This window comes from Emticicia sp. GW821-FHT11C11 (assembly GCF_058808615.1).
This window is the reverse complement of record NZ_JBXARV010000003.1, coordinates 570,346-585,596: the sequence shown is the minus strand read 5'-3', so window position 1 is coordinate 585,596 and position 15,251 is coordinate 570,346. Positions and strand designations below refer to the sequence as shown.

At 42.6% G+C, this 15,251-nt stretch carries 15 protein-coding genes; 5 read left to right on the top strand and 10 right to left on the bottom strand.

The window, feature by feature from the left end:
- Positions 1–78 precede the first annotated feature (78 nt).
- Together AC1RRY_RS17570 and AC1RRY_RS17565 are read right to left on the bottom strand one after the other, a co-directional pair.
- A complete protein-coding gene (locus AC1RRY_RS17570; RefSeq protein ID WP_492822204.1) occupies positions 79–423 on the bottom strand; it encodes a YbaB/EbfC family nucleoid-associated protein in 345 nt (114 codons plus the stop codon).
- 134 nt (positions 424–557) lie between these two features.
- On the bottom strand, positions 558–1,238 hold the full coding sequence (locus AC1RRY_RS17565; RefSeq protein ID WP_492822206.1) for a DUF3291 domain-containing protein: 681 nt from the start codon (positions 1,236–1,238) through the stop codon (positions 558–560).
- Positions 1,239–1,481: 243 nt separating this feature from the next.
- Between AC1RRY_RS17565 and AC1RRY_RS17560 the strand changes: the two genes are divergently transcribed.
- From AC1RRY_RS17560 to AC1RRY_RS17550, 3 genes are all read left to right on the top strand, one after another.
- Positions 1,482–2,348 (top strand): Rpn family recombination-promoting nuclease/putative transposase, encoded by an 867-nt coding sequence (locus AC1RRY_RS17560; protein ID WP_492822208.1) that lies wholly within the window; start codon positions 1,482–1,484, stop codon positions 2,346–2,348.
- A gap of 150 nt (positions 2,349–2,498) precedes the next feature.
- Positions 2,499–3,032 (top strand): TrmH family RNA methyltransferase, encoded by a 534-nt coding sequence (locus AC1RRY_RS17555; protein ID WP_492822210.1) that lies wholly within the window; start codon positions 2,499–2,501, stop codon positions 3,030–3,032.
- A gap of 74 nt (positions 3,033–3,106) precedes the next feature.
- A complete protein-coding gene (locus tag AC1RRY_RS17550) occupies positions 3,107–4,363 on the top strand; it encodes a T9SS type A sorting domain-containing protein (protein WP_492822212.1) in 1,257 nt (418 codons plus the stop codon).
- A 161-nt stretch (positions 4,364–4,524) separates the two neighbouring features.
- On the opposite strand, the gene AC1RRY_RS17545 is transcribed toward AC1RRY_RS17550, so the two are convergent.
- From AC1RRY_RS17545 to AC1RRY_RS17530, 4 genes are all read right to left on the bottom strand, one after another.
- The gene (locus tag AC1RRY_RS17545) at positions 4,525–7,155 is read right to left on the bottom strand and encodes an ABC transporter permease (RefSeq protein WP_492822214.1); all 2,631 of its coding nucleotides are present in this window, start codon (positions 7,153–7,155) and stop codon (positions 4,525–4,527) included.
- Entirely contained in the window at positions 7,152–7,490 is a 339-nt protein-coding gene (locus AC1RRY_RS17540; RefSeq protein WP_492822216.1) for a PadR family transcriptional regulator, read from the bottom strand. The genes AC1RRY_RS17545 and AC1RRY_RS17540 overlap by 4 nt, the downstream gene beginning before the upstream one ends.
- An 897-nt stretch (positions 7,491–8,387) precedes the next feature.
- Entirely contained in the window at positions 8,388–8,813 is a 426-nt protein-coding gene (locus AC1RRY_RS17535) for a hypothetical protein (RefSeq protein WP_492822218.1), read from the bottom strand.
- A 182-nt stretch (positions 8,814–8,995) separates the two neighbouring features.
- Complete coding sequence (locus AC1RRY_RS17530; protein WP_492822220.1) at positions 8,996–11,431, bottom strand: outer membrane beta-barrel protein; 2,436 nt, start codon at positions 11,429–11,431, stop codon at positions 8,996–8,998.
- A gap of 406 nt (positions 11,432–11,837) precedes the next feature.
- Between AC1RRY_RS17530 and AC1RRY_RS17525 the strand changes: the two genes are divergently transcribed.
- On the top strand, positions 11,838–12,278 hold the full coding sequence (locus tag AC1RRY_RS17525) for a DUF1579 family protein (RefSeq protein ID WP_492822222.1): 441 nt from the start codon (positions 11,838–11,840) through the stop codon (positions 12,276–12,278).
- 166 nt (positions 12,279–12,444) lie between these two features.
- Here AC1RRY_RS17525 and AC1RRY_RS17520 read toward each other — a convergent pair whose 3' ends face one another.
- From AC1RRY_RS17520 to AC1RRY_RS17505, 4 genes are all read right to left on the bottom strand, one after another.
- Positions 12,445–13,020 carry a dihydrofolate reductase family protein gene (locus tag AC1RRY_RS17520; RefSeq protein ID WP_492822224.1) on the bottom strand — a complete coding sequence of 192 codons (576 nt, stop codon included), beginning with the start codon at positions 13,018–13,020 and terminating at the stop codon, positions 12,445–12,447.
- Positions 13,021–13,041: 21 nt separating this feature from the next.
- Complete coding sequence (locus AC1RRY_RS17515) at positions 13,042–13,521, bottom strand: SRPBCC domain-containing protein (RefSeq protein WP_492822226.1); 480 nt, start codon at positions 13,519–13,521, stop codon at positions 13,042–13,044.
- Positions 13,522–13,526: 5 nt separating this feature from the next.
- Complete coding sequence (locus AC1RRY_RS17510; protein WP_492822228.1) at positions 13,527–13,850, bottom strand: ArsR/SmtB family transcription factor; 324 nt, start codon at positions 13,848–13,850, stop codon at positions 13,527–13,529.
- 159 nt (positions 13,851–14,009) lie between these two features.
- The gene (locus AC1RRY_RS17505) at positions 14,010–14,219 is read right to left on the bottom strand and encodes a hypothetical protein (RefSeq protein WP_492822230.1); all 210 of its coding nucleotides are present in this window, start codon (positions 14,217–14,219) and stop codon (positions 14,010–14,012) included.
- 471 nt (positions 14,220–14,690) lie between these two features.
- Here AC1RRY_RS17505 and AC1RRY_RS17500 point away from each other — a divergent pair, with 471 nt between their 5' ends.
- Positions 14,691–15,218, top strand: coding sequence for a transposase (locus AC1RRY_RS17500; RefSeq protein WP_492822232.1), 528 nt, complete (start codon positions 14,691–14,693; stop codon positions 15,216–15,218).
- Positions 15,219–15,251: the final 33 nt, after the last annotated feature.

The window sequence follows — 15,251 nt, the reverse complement described above, 5'->3', positions numbered from 1 at the left end:
TTTGAACTCACTCAATCCCCCATTCACAAATTCGCCATTCGCTAATTCACTCAATCACTTATTCACACAATCACTCAATTATTTACCAAACATACTCCCCAGGTCCATGCCCGGTATATTCGGCATCAGGCCTTCGGTGCTTTTTTTAAGTTCTTCTTTGGCTTTTTCTTCTACTTTTTCCAACGCTTTATTGGTGGCTGCCACGATCAGGTCCTGCAATATTTCACGTTCGCTGCCTTTAAGAAGGTCTTCATCTATTTCAATTTTCAAAACCTGCTTTTTACCGTTTACGGTCGCCTTCACCATGCCTGCGCCCGATTCCCCGGTCTCGATTATCTTTTCAAGATTCTCCTGCGCTTCCTGCATACGGGCCTGCATTTCTTTCATTTTGCCAGCCAGCCCGAAAATATCACCCATGTTCATATCTCTATTGGATTAAATGTTCAATATTCAGCAAAACTACAAAAAAAGGCCGTCGGTTCAGACAGCCTGTAAAAATATCATTACTTACCTCTGCATTTCGCCTACTTATCGAGCAATCGCGAACTTATGTAATACTACAGATGCTTTTGCCCACGAAGCGTTCCATACGTTTTAAGCGGTATAAATCGCGCAAACAATTCTTCTGAATACCAGTCTTCTGCTCTGGTTTTCTTAATTACAGCAGCATGTGTTTGCTGGCGGTAGGCAAACTGCTTCACGTCGTCAAGGCTCTCCCAAATGGAAAAAGTCGCCTGCCTGATAAACGGTATTTCGCCAATACCAAAAGAAGTAATGAACCCCGGCGCCTCACTTACCTGAGCAGCTACGGGCGGCACATTACGCCAGAAACTCCGCAGTTTTGTAACCCGAATACTGGCCCGGGTCAATACGGCGACCTTGCCCTCCATCAGATTCGTAGCCGGGCTATTACCAAATGGTTCTCTTCCACCCCATTTCCCGTGCGATTCACCCGGTACACAAAGTATAGTCCATTGTTCATCTGTAAACAGCTTCCACCATTTCTGTATGCACGAATCCTTCCTGAATCGCTCAAAATCTGCCTCAGTTTCCCATACAACCAGCAGCCCCCATTGTTTCAGGTCAGGTTCAATATCGAAAGAACCGTTCTTGCCGCAACCCAGCAGCTTCCAGAACGTCAGTCCGCGGGTAAACAGGAGTGGCAGCCTGAACAAAGCCATTGCAATAAAAGCCAGCGGAATAGCATAAGCCGGATAACGCACAATGGTAAGAGACATAAACATATTCAGATGGTTTTGGACTTTTGACCTATCATTTTTTTAATCTCACAAAGTAAAGTGTTTTGGGATTTATAAACTGCTTTGCAGATGAATGAATGAATTAATTCTCTATTAATAATTTTATTATCAGGCATATAATTTTATTTTTGGGAATTGGCGAATTAACGAAATGCACAAACCGACAAATTCAGATTTCACCTCAATCAATAATTACTAATTAAGATACTCAATATACATTGAATGGAACACTCTATCTATCCTGATAATCAGATATACATACCTATCGTTTCTGACTATGGATTCAAAACTACTTTCGGCAATGAATCCAACACTTTATTTCTAAGAAAATCTCTGCAAGCAATTATCCAATCGGAACGACCGATTACAGAAATCCGATTTGATAAGAATGCGTTTGAAGCATTAACTATTGACAGCAGAAGCGGTATTTTCGATTTATCTTGTACCGACGATGCAGGCAATCAGTTTATTGTTGAAATGCAATTGGGGTATGCCCCTTACTTTATACAGCGCATGAAATTCTACGCCTTACACAAATTTAATATATTGGTCGAAAAAGGTAAATTTGATTATGAAGAACTCCCGAAGCTCTATACCATTGCATTCATGGAAAAAAATATCCTCCCTGCAGGAGGTTTTTATACAATTGCTAACTTAAGAAATGAGCAAGGTGAAATTATTGACCGCCAAATGACGTTTATAATAATAGAATTAGCTAAATTTGATAAAGCTTTGATCGATATTCAGACAGATTTAGAAAAACTAGTTTATACGATGAAGACCTTACATAAAACAACCGAGGCGAGCCAGTATCCTTCGTTCTGGAATGAAGAATGGCTTAAGCATGCCATTGAGGAATTAGACACCCGAAAAATGACTCCAGAAGAAAGGGCTTCTTTTGCCAGAAGAATTGCTGCTAATGCCGAAGCAGTAAAAGCAGAAAAAAAGAGAATTCAAGAAGTTAAAACAGAGGCAATCAAAAAAGCGTTGAAAAGAGGTAAGCTGACAATAGAAGAAATAGCAGAAGATAATGACGTGACTATCAATTTTGTAAAGTCAATTCAGACGCAGATGGCTATTGAAAAATAACAAGGTGGTTTTTCTGAAAAAATAGATGTATAAGAAGTACCTTATCAGCAGGTACTTTTTTTTGTTTAGCAGGAAGTTCATCACACCCTTTTCTCCCTCAAATGCCTGATTACCCACAAATACCCCTTACCTTTACAAAAAAAGTGAATGATGAGAAAACTACAAATGGACGAATTGAACCGGCTGTCGGTTGAGGAGTTTCAGGAGGTAGATAAGAAGAATTTCTGCCTGATACTGGACGACGTACGCAGCATGAACAACGTAGGTTCGGCGTTTCGTACTGCCGATGCCTTTCTGGTTGAAAAAATCTATCTGTGTGGCATTACGGGTACTCCGCCACATCGTGAAATAGAAAAAACAGCTCTTGGTTCAACTGATTCGGTAGCATGGGAACACAGAACAGATATAGTAGTGCTGATTGAAGAACTGAAACGAAACGAGTATACGGTACTGGCCATAGAACAGGTTGAAAACAGTCTGAAACTACCGGATTTTCAACCGGATGCTTCGCGCAAATACGCTTTCATTTTCGGTAATGAGGTTTTCGGTGTCAATGACGCCGCCATCGCTGCTGCCGATAATTGTCTTGAGATTCCGCAATTCGGCACCAAACACTCGTTGAATATAGCAGTTACGGTCGGAATTGTCTGCTGGGACTATGTCTCAAAAGTAATGGCGCAATAATTGAAACACCGCCCATGCAATTTTTTTTACCTTTCTTTCGTCTTTATTGATGATTACCTCTTGAATATCTGAACATGCGTTTGTTGGGGAAAACCTTTATTTTACTGTTATCTTCTTATACCTTGTTTGCGCAGGAGTCTATGCCTGCCGAGCCGGTTATATGTTATTATAAGGAAGAAGACAGTTTTACGCAGATACTGCCCGACAAGAGCCTGTCCGGAAATGCCCGAATCGCTTCTACTGCCACCATTGTGGTTACGTATGTTGATTTCCCCGAAACCGCCAAGGCTGCTTATGAACAAGCCATGAGCCGGTGGACAGAATACCTGTATTCCAGCCAGCCGATTCGTATCAAAGCCACCTGGGCCTCGCTAGCGTCAGGTGTATTGGCCGTAACTGGCTCTACCCGTATTTATAAAAACTTTAGTGGCGCTCCCTACACCAATGTATGGTATCCTGTGGCGTTGGCTGAGGCAATTTCAGGCAAAGACCTGAACGACGGCGACTTTGAGATAGAAATGAAGATCAACAACAGCATGAACTGGTATTTAGGAACAGACGGCAAAGCGCAGTCAGGTAGGTTTGATCTGATCACTGTGGTGATGCACGAAATTGCACATGGGCTGGGGTTCTCGTCGTCCATGAAAATCGTCAACAGCACACAGGGTCAGTACGGGCAGTCGGGCAGTAGCTATATTTATGACCTTTTTTTGCAGAACGCCGAAAATATAAAACTGACTGATACCGGTGTTTACGGCAATCCTTCTACCGACCTGAAAGATGCCTTAACAAGCAATGCTTTATACTTTGGTCTGAAAAACACCAAGCTTGCCAACAGCCTGCCCCGAATATATGCTCCCACCACTTTTAATGAGGGCTCGAGCATATCTCATTTTGACGAAAGCACCTATCCTGCCGGAAGTGCTAATTCGTTGATGACACCCAGTATCAGAGCAGCCGAAGTTAACCATACCCCGGGTGATCTGTTGTTGCGCTCGCTGCAGGATTTAGGATGGTTTGTGATTGGCATTAGTGATAATGTCATTAATTCGGTTGAACCGGGTACCGAATCGCAATTGCGTGTGCTGGTATTCCCGAACCCGACAACTAATCTATTGCGTATCGCTTTCCCTTTGCACAATTCAGCCCGCGATGTAAGCGCTGAGCTGTTTGATGTGAAAGGACAAAGCCTGCACAAAATAGAAGGTAAGTCGGTCGTTTCTGAGACTTATACGCTTGATCTGACACCACTTCCGGCAGGAGTTTATATCCTGAAAATCATTGATGGCGACCGTCTGACAAGTAAACAGGTATTGAAACGCGGTGCGTAAAAACCTGTTGACGCTCTCCTAAACCAAACCAAAAGTTAAGCAAAAGAACTTTGGTATCTTCAAAGTTCTTTTACCAACCATATATCCGGCATTCTCGTCTTCAGCCACCACTCAATCGCCAATTCATTCAATCACCAAATCACTCATTCAATCACACCCCCCTACTCACTTTTAAGCGTTTTAACCGGATTAATCAACGCGGCCTTAACCGCCTGAAAGCTGATAGTCAGCATGGCAACCCCTGCCGCCAAAACTCCCGAAAGCACAAATACCCACCATTCAATGCTGGTTTTGTAGGCAAAATCGGCCAGCCACTGATTCATGGCATACCACGCAATGGGTGTTGCAATAATGATAGACAACAGAATAAGGTACAGGAAATCTTTAGAAAGCAGTGCCACTATATGGCTTGCAGTAGCCCCCAGTACCTTACGGATACCTATTTCTTTCGTACGCTGCTCGGCTGTAAAGGTTACCAATCCGAACAGACCCAGACAGGAAACCAGTATGGCCAGTACTGAAAAATACAATACTACCCGCCCTGTGCGTTGCTCGGTACGATACAGCGCATCCAGCGATTGGTCTACGAATCCGTAATAAGGCGGAAACACGCTTTTATATTTTTTGTAGATGTTCTCAACAGCCGCAATGGCTTCTCTGGCTTGACCGGGTTGTGTCTTTATCACAAAAGCTGTATAGAAAGTTTTAGGCCAGTATCTGAACAGAAACGGCTCAATTGCAGCAGTAAGCGGCTTGTAATGAAAATCTTTTACCACACCTATTACCTTGCCTTTTTTACCCCAGAAAGTAAGCGTTTTGCCCAGTGCCTGTTGGGGTGTCCAGTGCATGCGTCGGGCAGCGGTTTCGTTAATGAGATACGCATCTGTAGTATCAGTTTGAATCGCAGGGCTGAAATTCCTGCCTGCTGCCAGTTTCAGCCCGGTAGTAGTCAGAAACTCAGGGTCGGTATTCATGTGCGTTATCACAAATCCTTCTTCTTTTGCCTTACCCTCCCATTCAAAATCATAGGTTGAATTGCCCATGTCAACCATATTACCTGTGGCCAGCGATGCCTGTACAATACTGCTATGGTTATTCAATTCGGTTTTAATCAGTTCCTGCTTGGCTTTCAGTTCAGTACGAATCCAGACATGCAATAGCTGCGATTTATTGAAACCCAGATTTCTGTCCTGAATAAACATCAGTTGTCTGTAAATAACAATGGCTCCTGTTATTAACATAACCGACATCACAAATTGACTTACTACCAGCGTTCGACGGAATAACTTACCAGAGTAAATATCAAACACACCTTTCAATACTTTAACGGGTACAAATCTGGACAAATAAAAGGATGGATACATACCTGCTAACAGGCTGATCACTATACTCAAGGCTATTAAAATCAACCAGAAAATTGGATTTGCAAAAGGTACGGCCAGCTCTTTTGCCGATACATTATTCAACAATGGCAAAAACAAAATCAGCAGAGCCAATGAAAACAACATTGCCAGCAATGTCATCAGAAAAGATTCCCCCATGAACTGAACAATCAGCTGCCCACGAACGGCCCCAATGGCTTTCCGGACACCTACTTCTTTTGCCCGTTTCATTGCCCGCGCAGTGGCCAAGTTCATAAAGTTAAAAAGTGCAATAGCCAATACAATCAAACCCACTGCCATGAATACCCATATATACAAACGGCTGCCTTTGGTGGGCCAGTCGGTGTGGAAATCAAAATCGGGGTTCAGATAAATATCAAGCATGGGTTGCAGGCTGAGAGTTGGTTTATCAAAAGGTCGGTATTTAGTCATAAAACCGAATATTTTCTTATTCAGCGCTTCAACATTTGCCTCAGGGTCCAGCAACAGATAATTATATTGGCTATCGTTGTTCCATTGATAGCGTTCGGTATCCTGCTCAATTAAACGGAACGGGAACAAAACATTAAACTGAATATGAGAATTATGCGGTGCATTTTTAGCAATACCCGTAAGCCTGAAAGCCTTCCCCTTGAGCTTAAATGTTTGCCCGATTAGTCCGGTTGCGCTTCGCCAGTTGCTACCAAAGAATTTTTCGGCCATGCTTTCATTGATAATAATTTCGTCCGGATTCTGCAATACTTTTTGCGGATTCCCCTGCACCAACTGAAAATTGAATAGGGTGAAAAACGAAGGATCTACCACCAGCATATCTTCGGGTTCAAGCATAGTAGTGTTGTGTTCTAGTATGCCCCAGTAGCGGTCAAAACGGCAATAGTCTTTAATTTCTGCAAACTCGGCTTTCAATGCCGACGAAAGCGGCGCAGGGGTTGAGGCAACATCATAAATAGTACCCGCCTGATTCTGTTTTTCCACCACCCGATAGATGTTCGGGGCGTTGGCATGAAAGCGGTCGAAACTGTACTCATCATACACATAAAGGCCGATAGCGAGACAACAGGCTATGCCTATGGCAAGGCCGCCCGTATTGATCAATGAATAGGTCTTGTTCTTGACAAGATTCCGAAGCGCGATTTTGAAATAATTACGTAGCATACCAGGATGTAAATAAATGGGTGAAATAATAGCTTTTATATCATAATTTGTTTTTTGCTTCCGCCAGAGCCGGGGATGCACAAGCAGGAGGATGTCAAGCAAGTGCCACAGCCTGGCTCTGAAATAACCCAGCCGCTGTGCCCTTGCATGAAACAGTTCGTCCAGATCTCCCAGTAATTCTTCTTTCAGGTGCGGGGCTGCCAGTTTCGTTATCAACCAGGTAGCCCATCGGTAGGGTTGTGGAGAGTGTTTCATGACAAGCTCCCTCCAAAGGCCAGATCAGGAATACCAGCCCATAACTCTTCCCGAACTTTTCTTGCTTCTCTTAAAGCCTGCTCACCCCAGGCGGTTACGGTAAAAAGGCGCTTACGCCTCCCTCCTCTTTCTGCCGACGCCTCTCCAAAGCGCGAAAGCACCAGTCCTTTTTCCTCGAGCCGCTGCATCGTGCGGTGTACTGCGCCCAGGCTCATGGGTCTTTCAAGTCTTCGGCTTAGTTCTTCTATTACCGCTACACTGTAGGCGTCGTCGTAGAGCAGTGCAATTGTTAGTAAAACCAGTTCTTCAAATTCACCTAATTGATCTCCTTTCATACTCAGGGTTTATATGTTACTCATTTGTATAGCAAATACTATTCCAAACTGATAAATGCATTATTCCGCTTCAAAATGAGGCATTGAATATTTTTTCATGTCCATTTCCGGACAATATCATGTACGCCTTTGGACGTGGGATGGTGAAAGACGAATGAAAAAAGGATAGAATAGAAGTCTGTATTCTGCTAAGTTTAAAATACCCATGGTCGGAACTCCCACCCCCGATCTTGCAGGTGAATAAACGTGTAGAAAGACACCCTTAGTGTTCAATAAAAACAGAATCAACAGTTTAAAAAACTTAATCTCTTTTCGCTGATACATTCCGGTACATTAAAAAAACGTTAATTTTTATAACCGGCACCAGTTTTTCAGGTTTTACGCCACAAAACCACTAACTGACTGCCGGATTCCGTACCATAGGCACAAAAAAAAACCGAGCTCAAAGTGGCCGGTTTTTATTCAATAAACTAAACTAAACTGTATAAATTCTTTTTCTTTGCTGCGCTTCGTTCCGTTCTTTTTTCCTAAATCTACTCTCGAAAACCCTCGGGTCTTTTCAATCCTCAATTTACGAAACTCACAAAGCGGCAAAGTTTATATTTTCTATTATCTGAAAAACCCCAAATCGCTATTGGCAAAGTATACACATTCCGGTATAAAATTCTGCCTGCTCAAAACTGTCATATCCGCCTTTTGGGATTTCTGCTAAACCAACTTTCTAAGCACTTGTATAGACAATTATCTGCTGGTTTCTATAACCTGAACAGACTTTGTCTGCCTTGCAGTTATTATTCATTGTCTGCTTGCTTTGGCAAAGTAAATACGTTTGGTTGATACAATCAAAAACTTCTGCGTCTTGCCTCTATGCCACAACCAGATACTAAGTATAAATTACTAGCTCATAGCACACTCCTTCCAGGAGCGATAACCTGCACCCGGATCCTCTGAATCTGTCTTTGTTTGTTGAATAATAATAAGAGTTGTATCAGTCTGCAAAAACACCAAACCAGTCGCCTCCGTTATAGAACTGCCATGAAACTGTGCAGCTGTAAGCGTCTGCTGGTATACGTGTGTGTCTTTAATACTATACGTTTGTACTGATAACAACGGGTTTTCAGTCAGGTATGTTGCAGAGTCACTAAAAAAAACGATAGAATTTAATCCGGCGCCGGCAGATGCATATCCGTTGTTATGTGTATACCCCGGCAGATGCGCCCTTTTTACATGCTCATTTACTTTTTCAAGGGCCTTATCCATAAGAAGCCGCACACACGCAGCTCTGGCTGTACCCGGCCGGGAAACCGTAAATTTCTTTTTCATAGTAATGCTCTTCATAATCAATATCTCAAATATAGTCAAAAGTGACTAGTACTTCCTACCCCATTTTGGGGGATTTAGATGAACGGCAAAATACAATGACCAGCGTCCAAAAAAAAGTCCTGACACAACCGGCCAGGACTTTAAACTAACAAACTGTATGTAAGCCCCAAAAAATTGAGGGATTATCCGTTGGTCTGAATCCTGCGGTTTTCTTCCTCTAGTCCACCGTTTCTTCTACGCGCAGGGGTTACTGTTGATTTCCCGAAACGATAATTGAACGACACCATCACAAAGCGGCTGTCGACACGGCGTTTCAGGGTCATATCAAGATTCTGGTAACGCACAATCATGTTGTTGCGCTGAGTCAGGAAAGGATCGTTTACACTCACTTTCAGCGTTCCTTTTCTTTGCCACAGTTGTTTCTGTACTCCCATTGCCACCTGTGCCTGAGAGAGTATCTTAAATGTGCCAAATAAAAACGGCGACTGATAGTAGCCCGTCAGTTCGGCAGACCAGCTTTTACCGAGTGTAAAGGTGTTGGTAGTGTTGGCAAAGAAAGTGGTTAGTTGCTGATTAAATTCACCATTCAGAAACTGCCCCCAATACTTGTTCCGGTAGTTTTCAAAATAAAGGGTACCATTCCACCATTTGGTGTATTTCACAGGTACAGAGATATTATAACCAATGGTTTCCAGATTGTTTAAATTTCGCTGCGACTGTGCAGCTACTTTTGTGGCATCATCCTGAATCAATACGGTCGATATAATATCTCTAGTGCGGCTGCGGTAAACAGTGATACTGTACTGCTGTTTAAAGGTGTAGGTGAGCTCAGAATTATAGGTAAACTGGGGCTGCAGTTCGGGGTTCCCTTCCCGATACACGTAAATATCAAGAAAGAACTTGAAAGGGTTCAGATCCTGATAATTCGGGCGTTGGATACGCCTGCCTACATTCAGGCTCAATTCGTGGTTTTTGTTGATTTCCTGACGCACAAAAACGGTTGGAAACAACTGGAAATATTTACGGCTGAAAGTTGCATTGGTTGATAACTGATGCCCTTGCGCGATGGTCTGCTCTCCGCGCAAGCCCAGCTGCACACCGGTTTTCTTCAACCGGGTGTTGAAGTTGATGTACCCGGCATTGATGTTCTCTTCATAAATAAAATGGTTAGTACGTGTCTCGTCAATCACTTCGCCGGCCTCCTGTTTCAGGTAGTACTGCGCATTGCCATCGTTGCTTACCCAGCTGCTTTTGGCGCCTATTTCAAATCTGGTTTCTTTACTTAGCGGATGCGTGTAATCAAGCTTAATGGTTTTAATTCCGATAATCGACGGCAGGTCTCCTCTTAAAATATACGGTGGTGTAAGCGCCTGTCCGGGTGTATAGGTAGTTTCGGTGGCTGAATGCTGAATCACCTGCTGGTGATACCCGGCATAGTCAAAGTCTGTCGTCAGTTCTTTACCGGTGCTGTCAAAGGTATGTTTCAGGTTCAGATTCAGGGTATAGTTCCGCCATTGGTCGCGGTTCGAATTGCTGGTCACATTGCTGTTGGTCAGATTACCATCGGCATCTCTCGAATCGCTGGGGGTATCGGCTTCTACCAGTATATTATTCAACGTACCGTTCAGATTAACCCCCAGAATAGTTTTGCGGCTCAGAAAATAATCAACTCCCACTTTCAGATTCTGAGAATTGAAATGCGGCACCTGTGTAGGTTTTTGGGTCAGCGTAGATACTACCACCCCATCTGCAGTAAAGTTGCGGTTAATAACCGAGCGGTTCTCTCCTGCCCTGTTAACCTGTGTCAGATTCCCGAACACATTCCATTTCCTGTCGCGGTAGTTCAGGTTCACCCCTGCATTCTGCTTGAATCGCAATCCCTGTCCTACGCTCAGGTTCACGCTGCCATTCACGCCCAGTTTGTTATCCCGCTTCATTCTGATGTTGATGATTCCGGCGTTTCCCGTGGCATCATACTTTGCCGACGGATTGGTAATCAGCTCAATTTTTTCAATCTGGCTGGCGGCCATTCCACGTAACATATTCGCCAGATCAGCCGTCGAAAGGTTAGTCGGCTTGCCATCCATCAGTATCAGTACTCCCTGCTTACCTTTCAGCGATACATTGCCGTCGGCATCTACCGTTACGCCCGGGGCTTTTTCCAATACCTCAATGACACTGCTTCCGGCCGAAGTAATGCTGTTTTCTACATTCAGCACAATTTTGTCTATTTCACGCTCTATGAATGGCTTGTTCGAACGAACCGTTACCTCACTCAATGCCCGGGCATCGGTCTGCAGTTGAATCTCCGAAAGTTTAATGGTTTTATTGTCCGTAGTAAGCCCAAAAGCAGGCGACTTGAATTTCTGATAACCCACCTGCGACACCCGCACAAAATAGCGTCCGTCGGCAATGCTCTCAAATCCGAAATTGCCCAGCGCATCAGTAATGGCCGCTTTTACAAGGGTGGAGTCTTTCTCCCGGTGAAGTGTAACATTGGCAAACTCAACCAGTTTTTTCTGATCATCATTCACCTGTCCCTCTACCCTGCCCGATGGGCTCTGGGCAAAAGCAGGCACAGTAATACCTAACAGATAAACGGTTAATAGCTTTTTCATAGTTACGCTTTTTCATATCGTAAGGCAAAATTAAAAAGAGATGAGCAACCTGTCTTAACCCATATTGGGGGATATTGGATGAGCGGTAATGAATTTGGATGAACGGATTTGGATGAAAAATAAAGCCCATTGCTTTACCGAATGAATTCGGCAGCTATTTTAACAAAGGAATGGTTTTGTTTTATTGACCGACGAAAGTCAGTCGTTAAAATTTATCCGGAACAAAGGTATTGTAATATCTCTCAGAAGGTTCTTCCAATTGCGCGTCTCCGCTCGGGTAGGCCAAAGCAGGCACTTTGATGCGGTGAGGCGATTAACCGAGTCCAAACCATTCATCAATCACGGTTTCAAACAAAGCGCCTAGCATGAATGTTTAATTGTCATATTTTAATAAATTAGCACTATTATGGAAACCATGGAAATAGCACACAAACAGCTGAACAAATTTGTAGGCATATGGAACACTGAAGGACAAGTGCTGCCAACGCATAACAGTGCCGGTATAGAAATACACGGAACAGATACTTACGAATGGCTTCCGGGTGAGTTTTTCCTGTTGCATAAGGTAGCTGTGAAAATCGGAGAAGACAAAGTAGAAACTCTTGAAATAATAGGATTTGACGAACCCGCCAACCATTATACCCTACAGCACTACGACAACAAGGGCAATTCGGGACTGATGACTGCCACATTGATGGACGAACTCTGGATATTTAAAGGAGAATCTCTGATATTCCGTGGTGGTTTCAGTGAGAATGATACCGTTTTTTCAGGTGTGTGGGAGCAACTCAATAAAGAAAAAGTCTGGGCACCTTATATGCATATCAAGTTGGTGAAGGAGTTGTAAGTGGTTATTCACGATATTAGTAGAGCCGCATTGCAATGCGGCTCCGACGGTCTTTGCAATCATCAGCCAAATGATTAAAGGACGAAATATCATTTCCAAAATTTCATTCAATCGGTCAGATAACCCCCTGAGCCGTATAGCAATACGGCTCTACGGCTCTCCATTATTATTCCTCGCCCACTACCACATAATTCAGTTCAATTACTCCACTATTAAATGGTCGGGTACTCAATAATTTCAGTTTTATTTTGTCTTTGATATCCTTAAACAACGGAATGCCCTGCCCAAGAATAACAGGGTTAACAAACAGCCAGTAGCCGTCAATCAGGTTTTGTTCAATAAGCGCATGTGTGGCCGTCGGGCTGCCAAAAATTAGAATATCTTCACCCGCTTGTTGTTTTATTTCATTAATTCTCTCCGGAAGGTTGTCGCCGATAATGGTTGTGTTTGTCAAACCCGAATCTTTCATTGTTTTTGATAAAACAACCTTATGAACATTGTTATACCACTTTGAATGTTCAATATCGTGTTTGCTCGCTCCCGGCTTGTCTCCTGCGGTGGGCCAGTAATTTTCCATCATCTCATACGTTGCTCGTCCATACAATGCCGTGTCACCTTTGCTTATACGAATACCTACATAATCAAAAATCTCTTCATCAACTTTCACCCAGTTGAGTTCTCCGTTCGGCCCTGCTACAAAACCATCAAGCGATATATGCATAAATGAAATTACCTTTCTCATATTCTTCTGTTTTACTGTTGTCTATGGGTTGTTAATAGCTATTGTAAGGTAGTTCTCCAATCGGTTTAATGTTTGCTTACCACCTTCAATGGCATTTACCTTTCTGTTTAATTCCTCAATAATTTCTTTTGATTTAAACACCGACTTCATGGTAAGCAATGTTTTTCCTTCCATCTCTTCCAATAAAACGGTAACGGTAAAGTTGTAATCTTCGCTTCTTTCACCGGTGTGTTTATAGCTTATTAGCGAAGGCTTTTTTACTTCTACATACTCAATTTTATTATCCCAGTCCCGACCCATACCGTGCATCACGAAGTCCCAGACTTTGCCCGGCTCCACAGTCATTGATTTAGTGGTTAATGAAAACCCATCCGGCCCCCACCATTCTTTTATATGTACAGGGTTGGTCCATACTTCCCAGACTAAATCTCTTGGGGCATCAAGAAGCCTTTTATGAATAAGAATGTTATCCTCTTGTCTGAATGTTCTATACTGTTCCATTTTGTTTACACCTTGTTTTGAATTTTAGCCAGATAAGTTTCCAGCGAGTCCAATTTATTATCCCAGAATTGCTGATACTGACTAACCCAATCTGACACTTCTTTCATTTTCAGCGGATTAAAGTGATAATATATTTCCCGCCCTCTTTGCTCCTGCTTTACCAATTGGCATTCTGTCAGAATCTGAATATGTTTTGAAATGGTTTGCCTTGAAGAATGAAAGTTTTCTGCAATTGCCCCCGGGGTCATCGCCTGAAATGCCAGCAAAGCCAATATTGCTCTACGCGTGGGGTCTGCTATTGCCTGAAATATATCTCTACGTGTTTCCATATTATGCAGCTATCTGACTGCAAATATAATGCAGCCATTTGACTGCGCAAATTATTTTGCTTTTATTTTTTTGTAGGGTTTTCGGATTGGGCATTTCCGTGCGTGTCAACCCAAGCAGAGCAGGAGACCCTGCCGTAAGGGGGATTATCCATTTCCAATTTAATCAGCCGACATCCTGATTCTACGAATAGCCACATGCAATGTGGCTCTACCAAACACAAAATCATTTGTGTTCCGACTCAGGGTGTTTTGATAGATAATTCCGAATCTTGTAGAGCCGTACTGCGTGCGGCTCCAAGGGCCTGCAAAAACCTTGAAATAATGTTTGATAAGCAATTCTGTATATATCCTGATTCTACGACTAGCCATATGCAATGTGGCTCTACCAAACACAAAATCATTTGTGTTCAGACTCAGGGTATTTTGATAGATAATTCCTAATCTGGTAGAACCGTACTGCGTGCGGCTCCAAGGGCCTATTGGAACCTTGAAATAATGTTTGATAAGCAATTCTGTATATCCTGATTCTCAGACATCCCGATTCTACGAATAGCCACATGCAATGTGGCTCTACCAAACACAAAATCATTTGTGTTCCGACTCCGGGTGTTTTGATAGATAATTCCGAATCTTGTAGAGCCGTACTGCGTGCGGCTCCAGGGGTCTATTGGAACCTTGAAATAATGTTTGATAATCAAAAAGCAATTCTGTATATATCCTGATTCTCAGACATCCTGATTCTACGACTAGCCACATGCAATGTGGCTCTACCAATATTTTAAAATAATTGTATTGAAAAATTGAATAGAATAATTATTTTTAGGGACAAATATTAATTCTATGAGCGAATTATTTAATAACAAATACCGAATCCCTACGGTCAGATTAAAATCATGGAATTATGCATTTGAAGGATTCTACTTTGTAACTATCTGTACTAAAAATAGAAAACACTATTTTGGAGATATTGCAGGAGGCGAATTAATATCAACTCAAATAGCCAAAACTGCCCATACTGAATGGTTCAGAATTCAGGAACTAAGGCCTGATATGAATATAGAGTTAGGTGAATTTGTAGTAATGCCTAATCATATTCATTGCATTATAATCATTGGTAGAAACGATTTCAATAAATCAATTTCTATAGGTGAAACCCAAAACCAGTTTTCTCCTCAATCAAAAAATCTGGCTTCAATTATTAGAGGATTTAAGGCGGCAGTAACAAGCTATGCTCTAAAAAACAATATCGAATTTGAATGGCAATCCAGATACCACGAACACATTATTCGTTCCGAAGCCGATTATTCAAAAATCAGACAATATATTATTGATAATCCGCTAAAATGGAATGAGGATTCATTGTTTTGACAAAAATTGGTAGAGCCGTACTGCGTGCGGCTC

Excerpts from the sequence above, each read along its gene's own strand:
- AC1RRY_RS17570 (WP_492822204.1), bottom strand. The coding sequence starts at position 423 with ATGAACATGGGTGATATTTTCGGGCTGGCTGGCAAAATGAAAGAAATG.
- AC1RRY_RS17565 (WP_492822206.1), bottom strand. The coding sequence starts at position 1,238 with ATGTCTCTTACCATTGTGCGTTATCCGGCTTATGCTATTCCGCTGGCT.
- AC1RRY_RS17560 (WP_492822208.1), top strand. The coding sequence starts at position 1,482 with ATGGAACACTCTATCTATCCTGATAATCAGATATACATACCTATCGTT.
- AC1RRY_RS17555 (WP_492822210.1), top strand. The coding sequence starts at position 2,499 with ATGAGAAAACTACAAATGGACGAATTGAACCGGCTGTCGGTTGAGGAG.
- AC1RRY_RS17550 (WP_492822212.1), top strand. The coding sequence starts at position 3,107 with ATGCGTTTGTTGGGGAAAACCTTTATTTTACTGTTATCTTCTTATACC.
- AC1RRY_RS17545 (WP_492822214.1), bottom strand. The coding sequence starts at position 7,155 with ATGAAACACTCTCCACAACCCTACCGATGGGCTACCTGGTTGATAACG.
- AC1RRY_RS17540 (WP_492822216.1), bottom strand. The coding sequence starts at position 7,490 with ATGAAAGGAGATCAATTAGGTGAATTTGAAGAACTGGTTTTACTAACA.
- AC1RRY_RS17535 (WP_492822218.1), bottom strand. The coding sequence starts at position 8,813 with ATGAAAAAGAAATTTACGGTTTCCCGGCCGGGTACAGCCAGAGCTGCG.
- AC1RRY_RS17530 (WP_492822220.1), bottom strand. The coding sequence starts at position 11,431 with ATGAAAAAGCTATTAACCGTTTATCTGTTAGGTATTACTGTGCCTGCT.
- AC1RRY_RS17525 (WP_492822222.1), top strand. The coding sequence starts at position 11,838 with ATGGAAACCATGGAAATAGCACACAAACAGCTGAACAAATTTGTAGGC.
- AC1RRY_RS17520 (WP_492822224.1), bottom strand. The coding sequence starts at position 13,020 with ATGAGAAAGGTAATTTCATTTATGCATATATCGCTTGATGGTTTTGTA.
- AC1RRY_RS17515 (WP_492822226.1), bottom strand. The coding sequence starts at position 13,521 with ATGGAACAGTATAGAACATTCAGACAAGAGGATAACATTCTTATTCAT.
- AC1RRY_RS17510 (WP_492822228.1), bottom strand. The coding sequence starts at position 13,850 with ATGGAAACACGTAGAGATATATTTCAGGCAATAGCAGACCCCACGCGT.
- AC1RRY_RS17505 (WP_492822230.1), bottom strand. The coding sequence starts at position 14,219 with ATGGCTAGTCGTAGAATCAGGATATATACAGAATTGCTTATCAAACAT.
- AC1RRY_RS17500 (WP_492822232.1), top strand. The coding sequence starts at position 14,691 with ATGAGCGAATTATTTAATAACAAATACCGAATCCCTACGGTCAGATTA.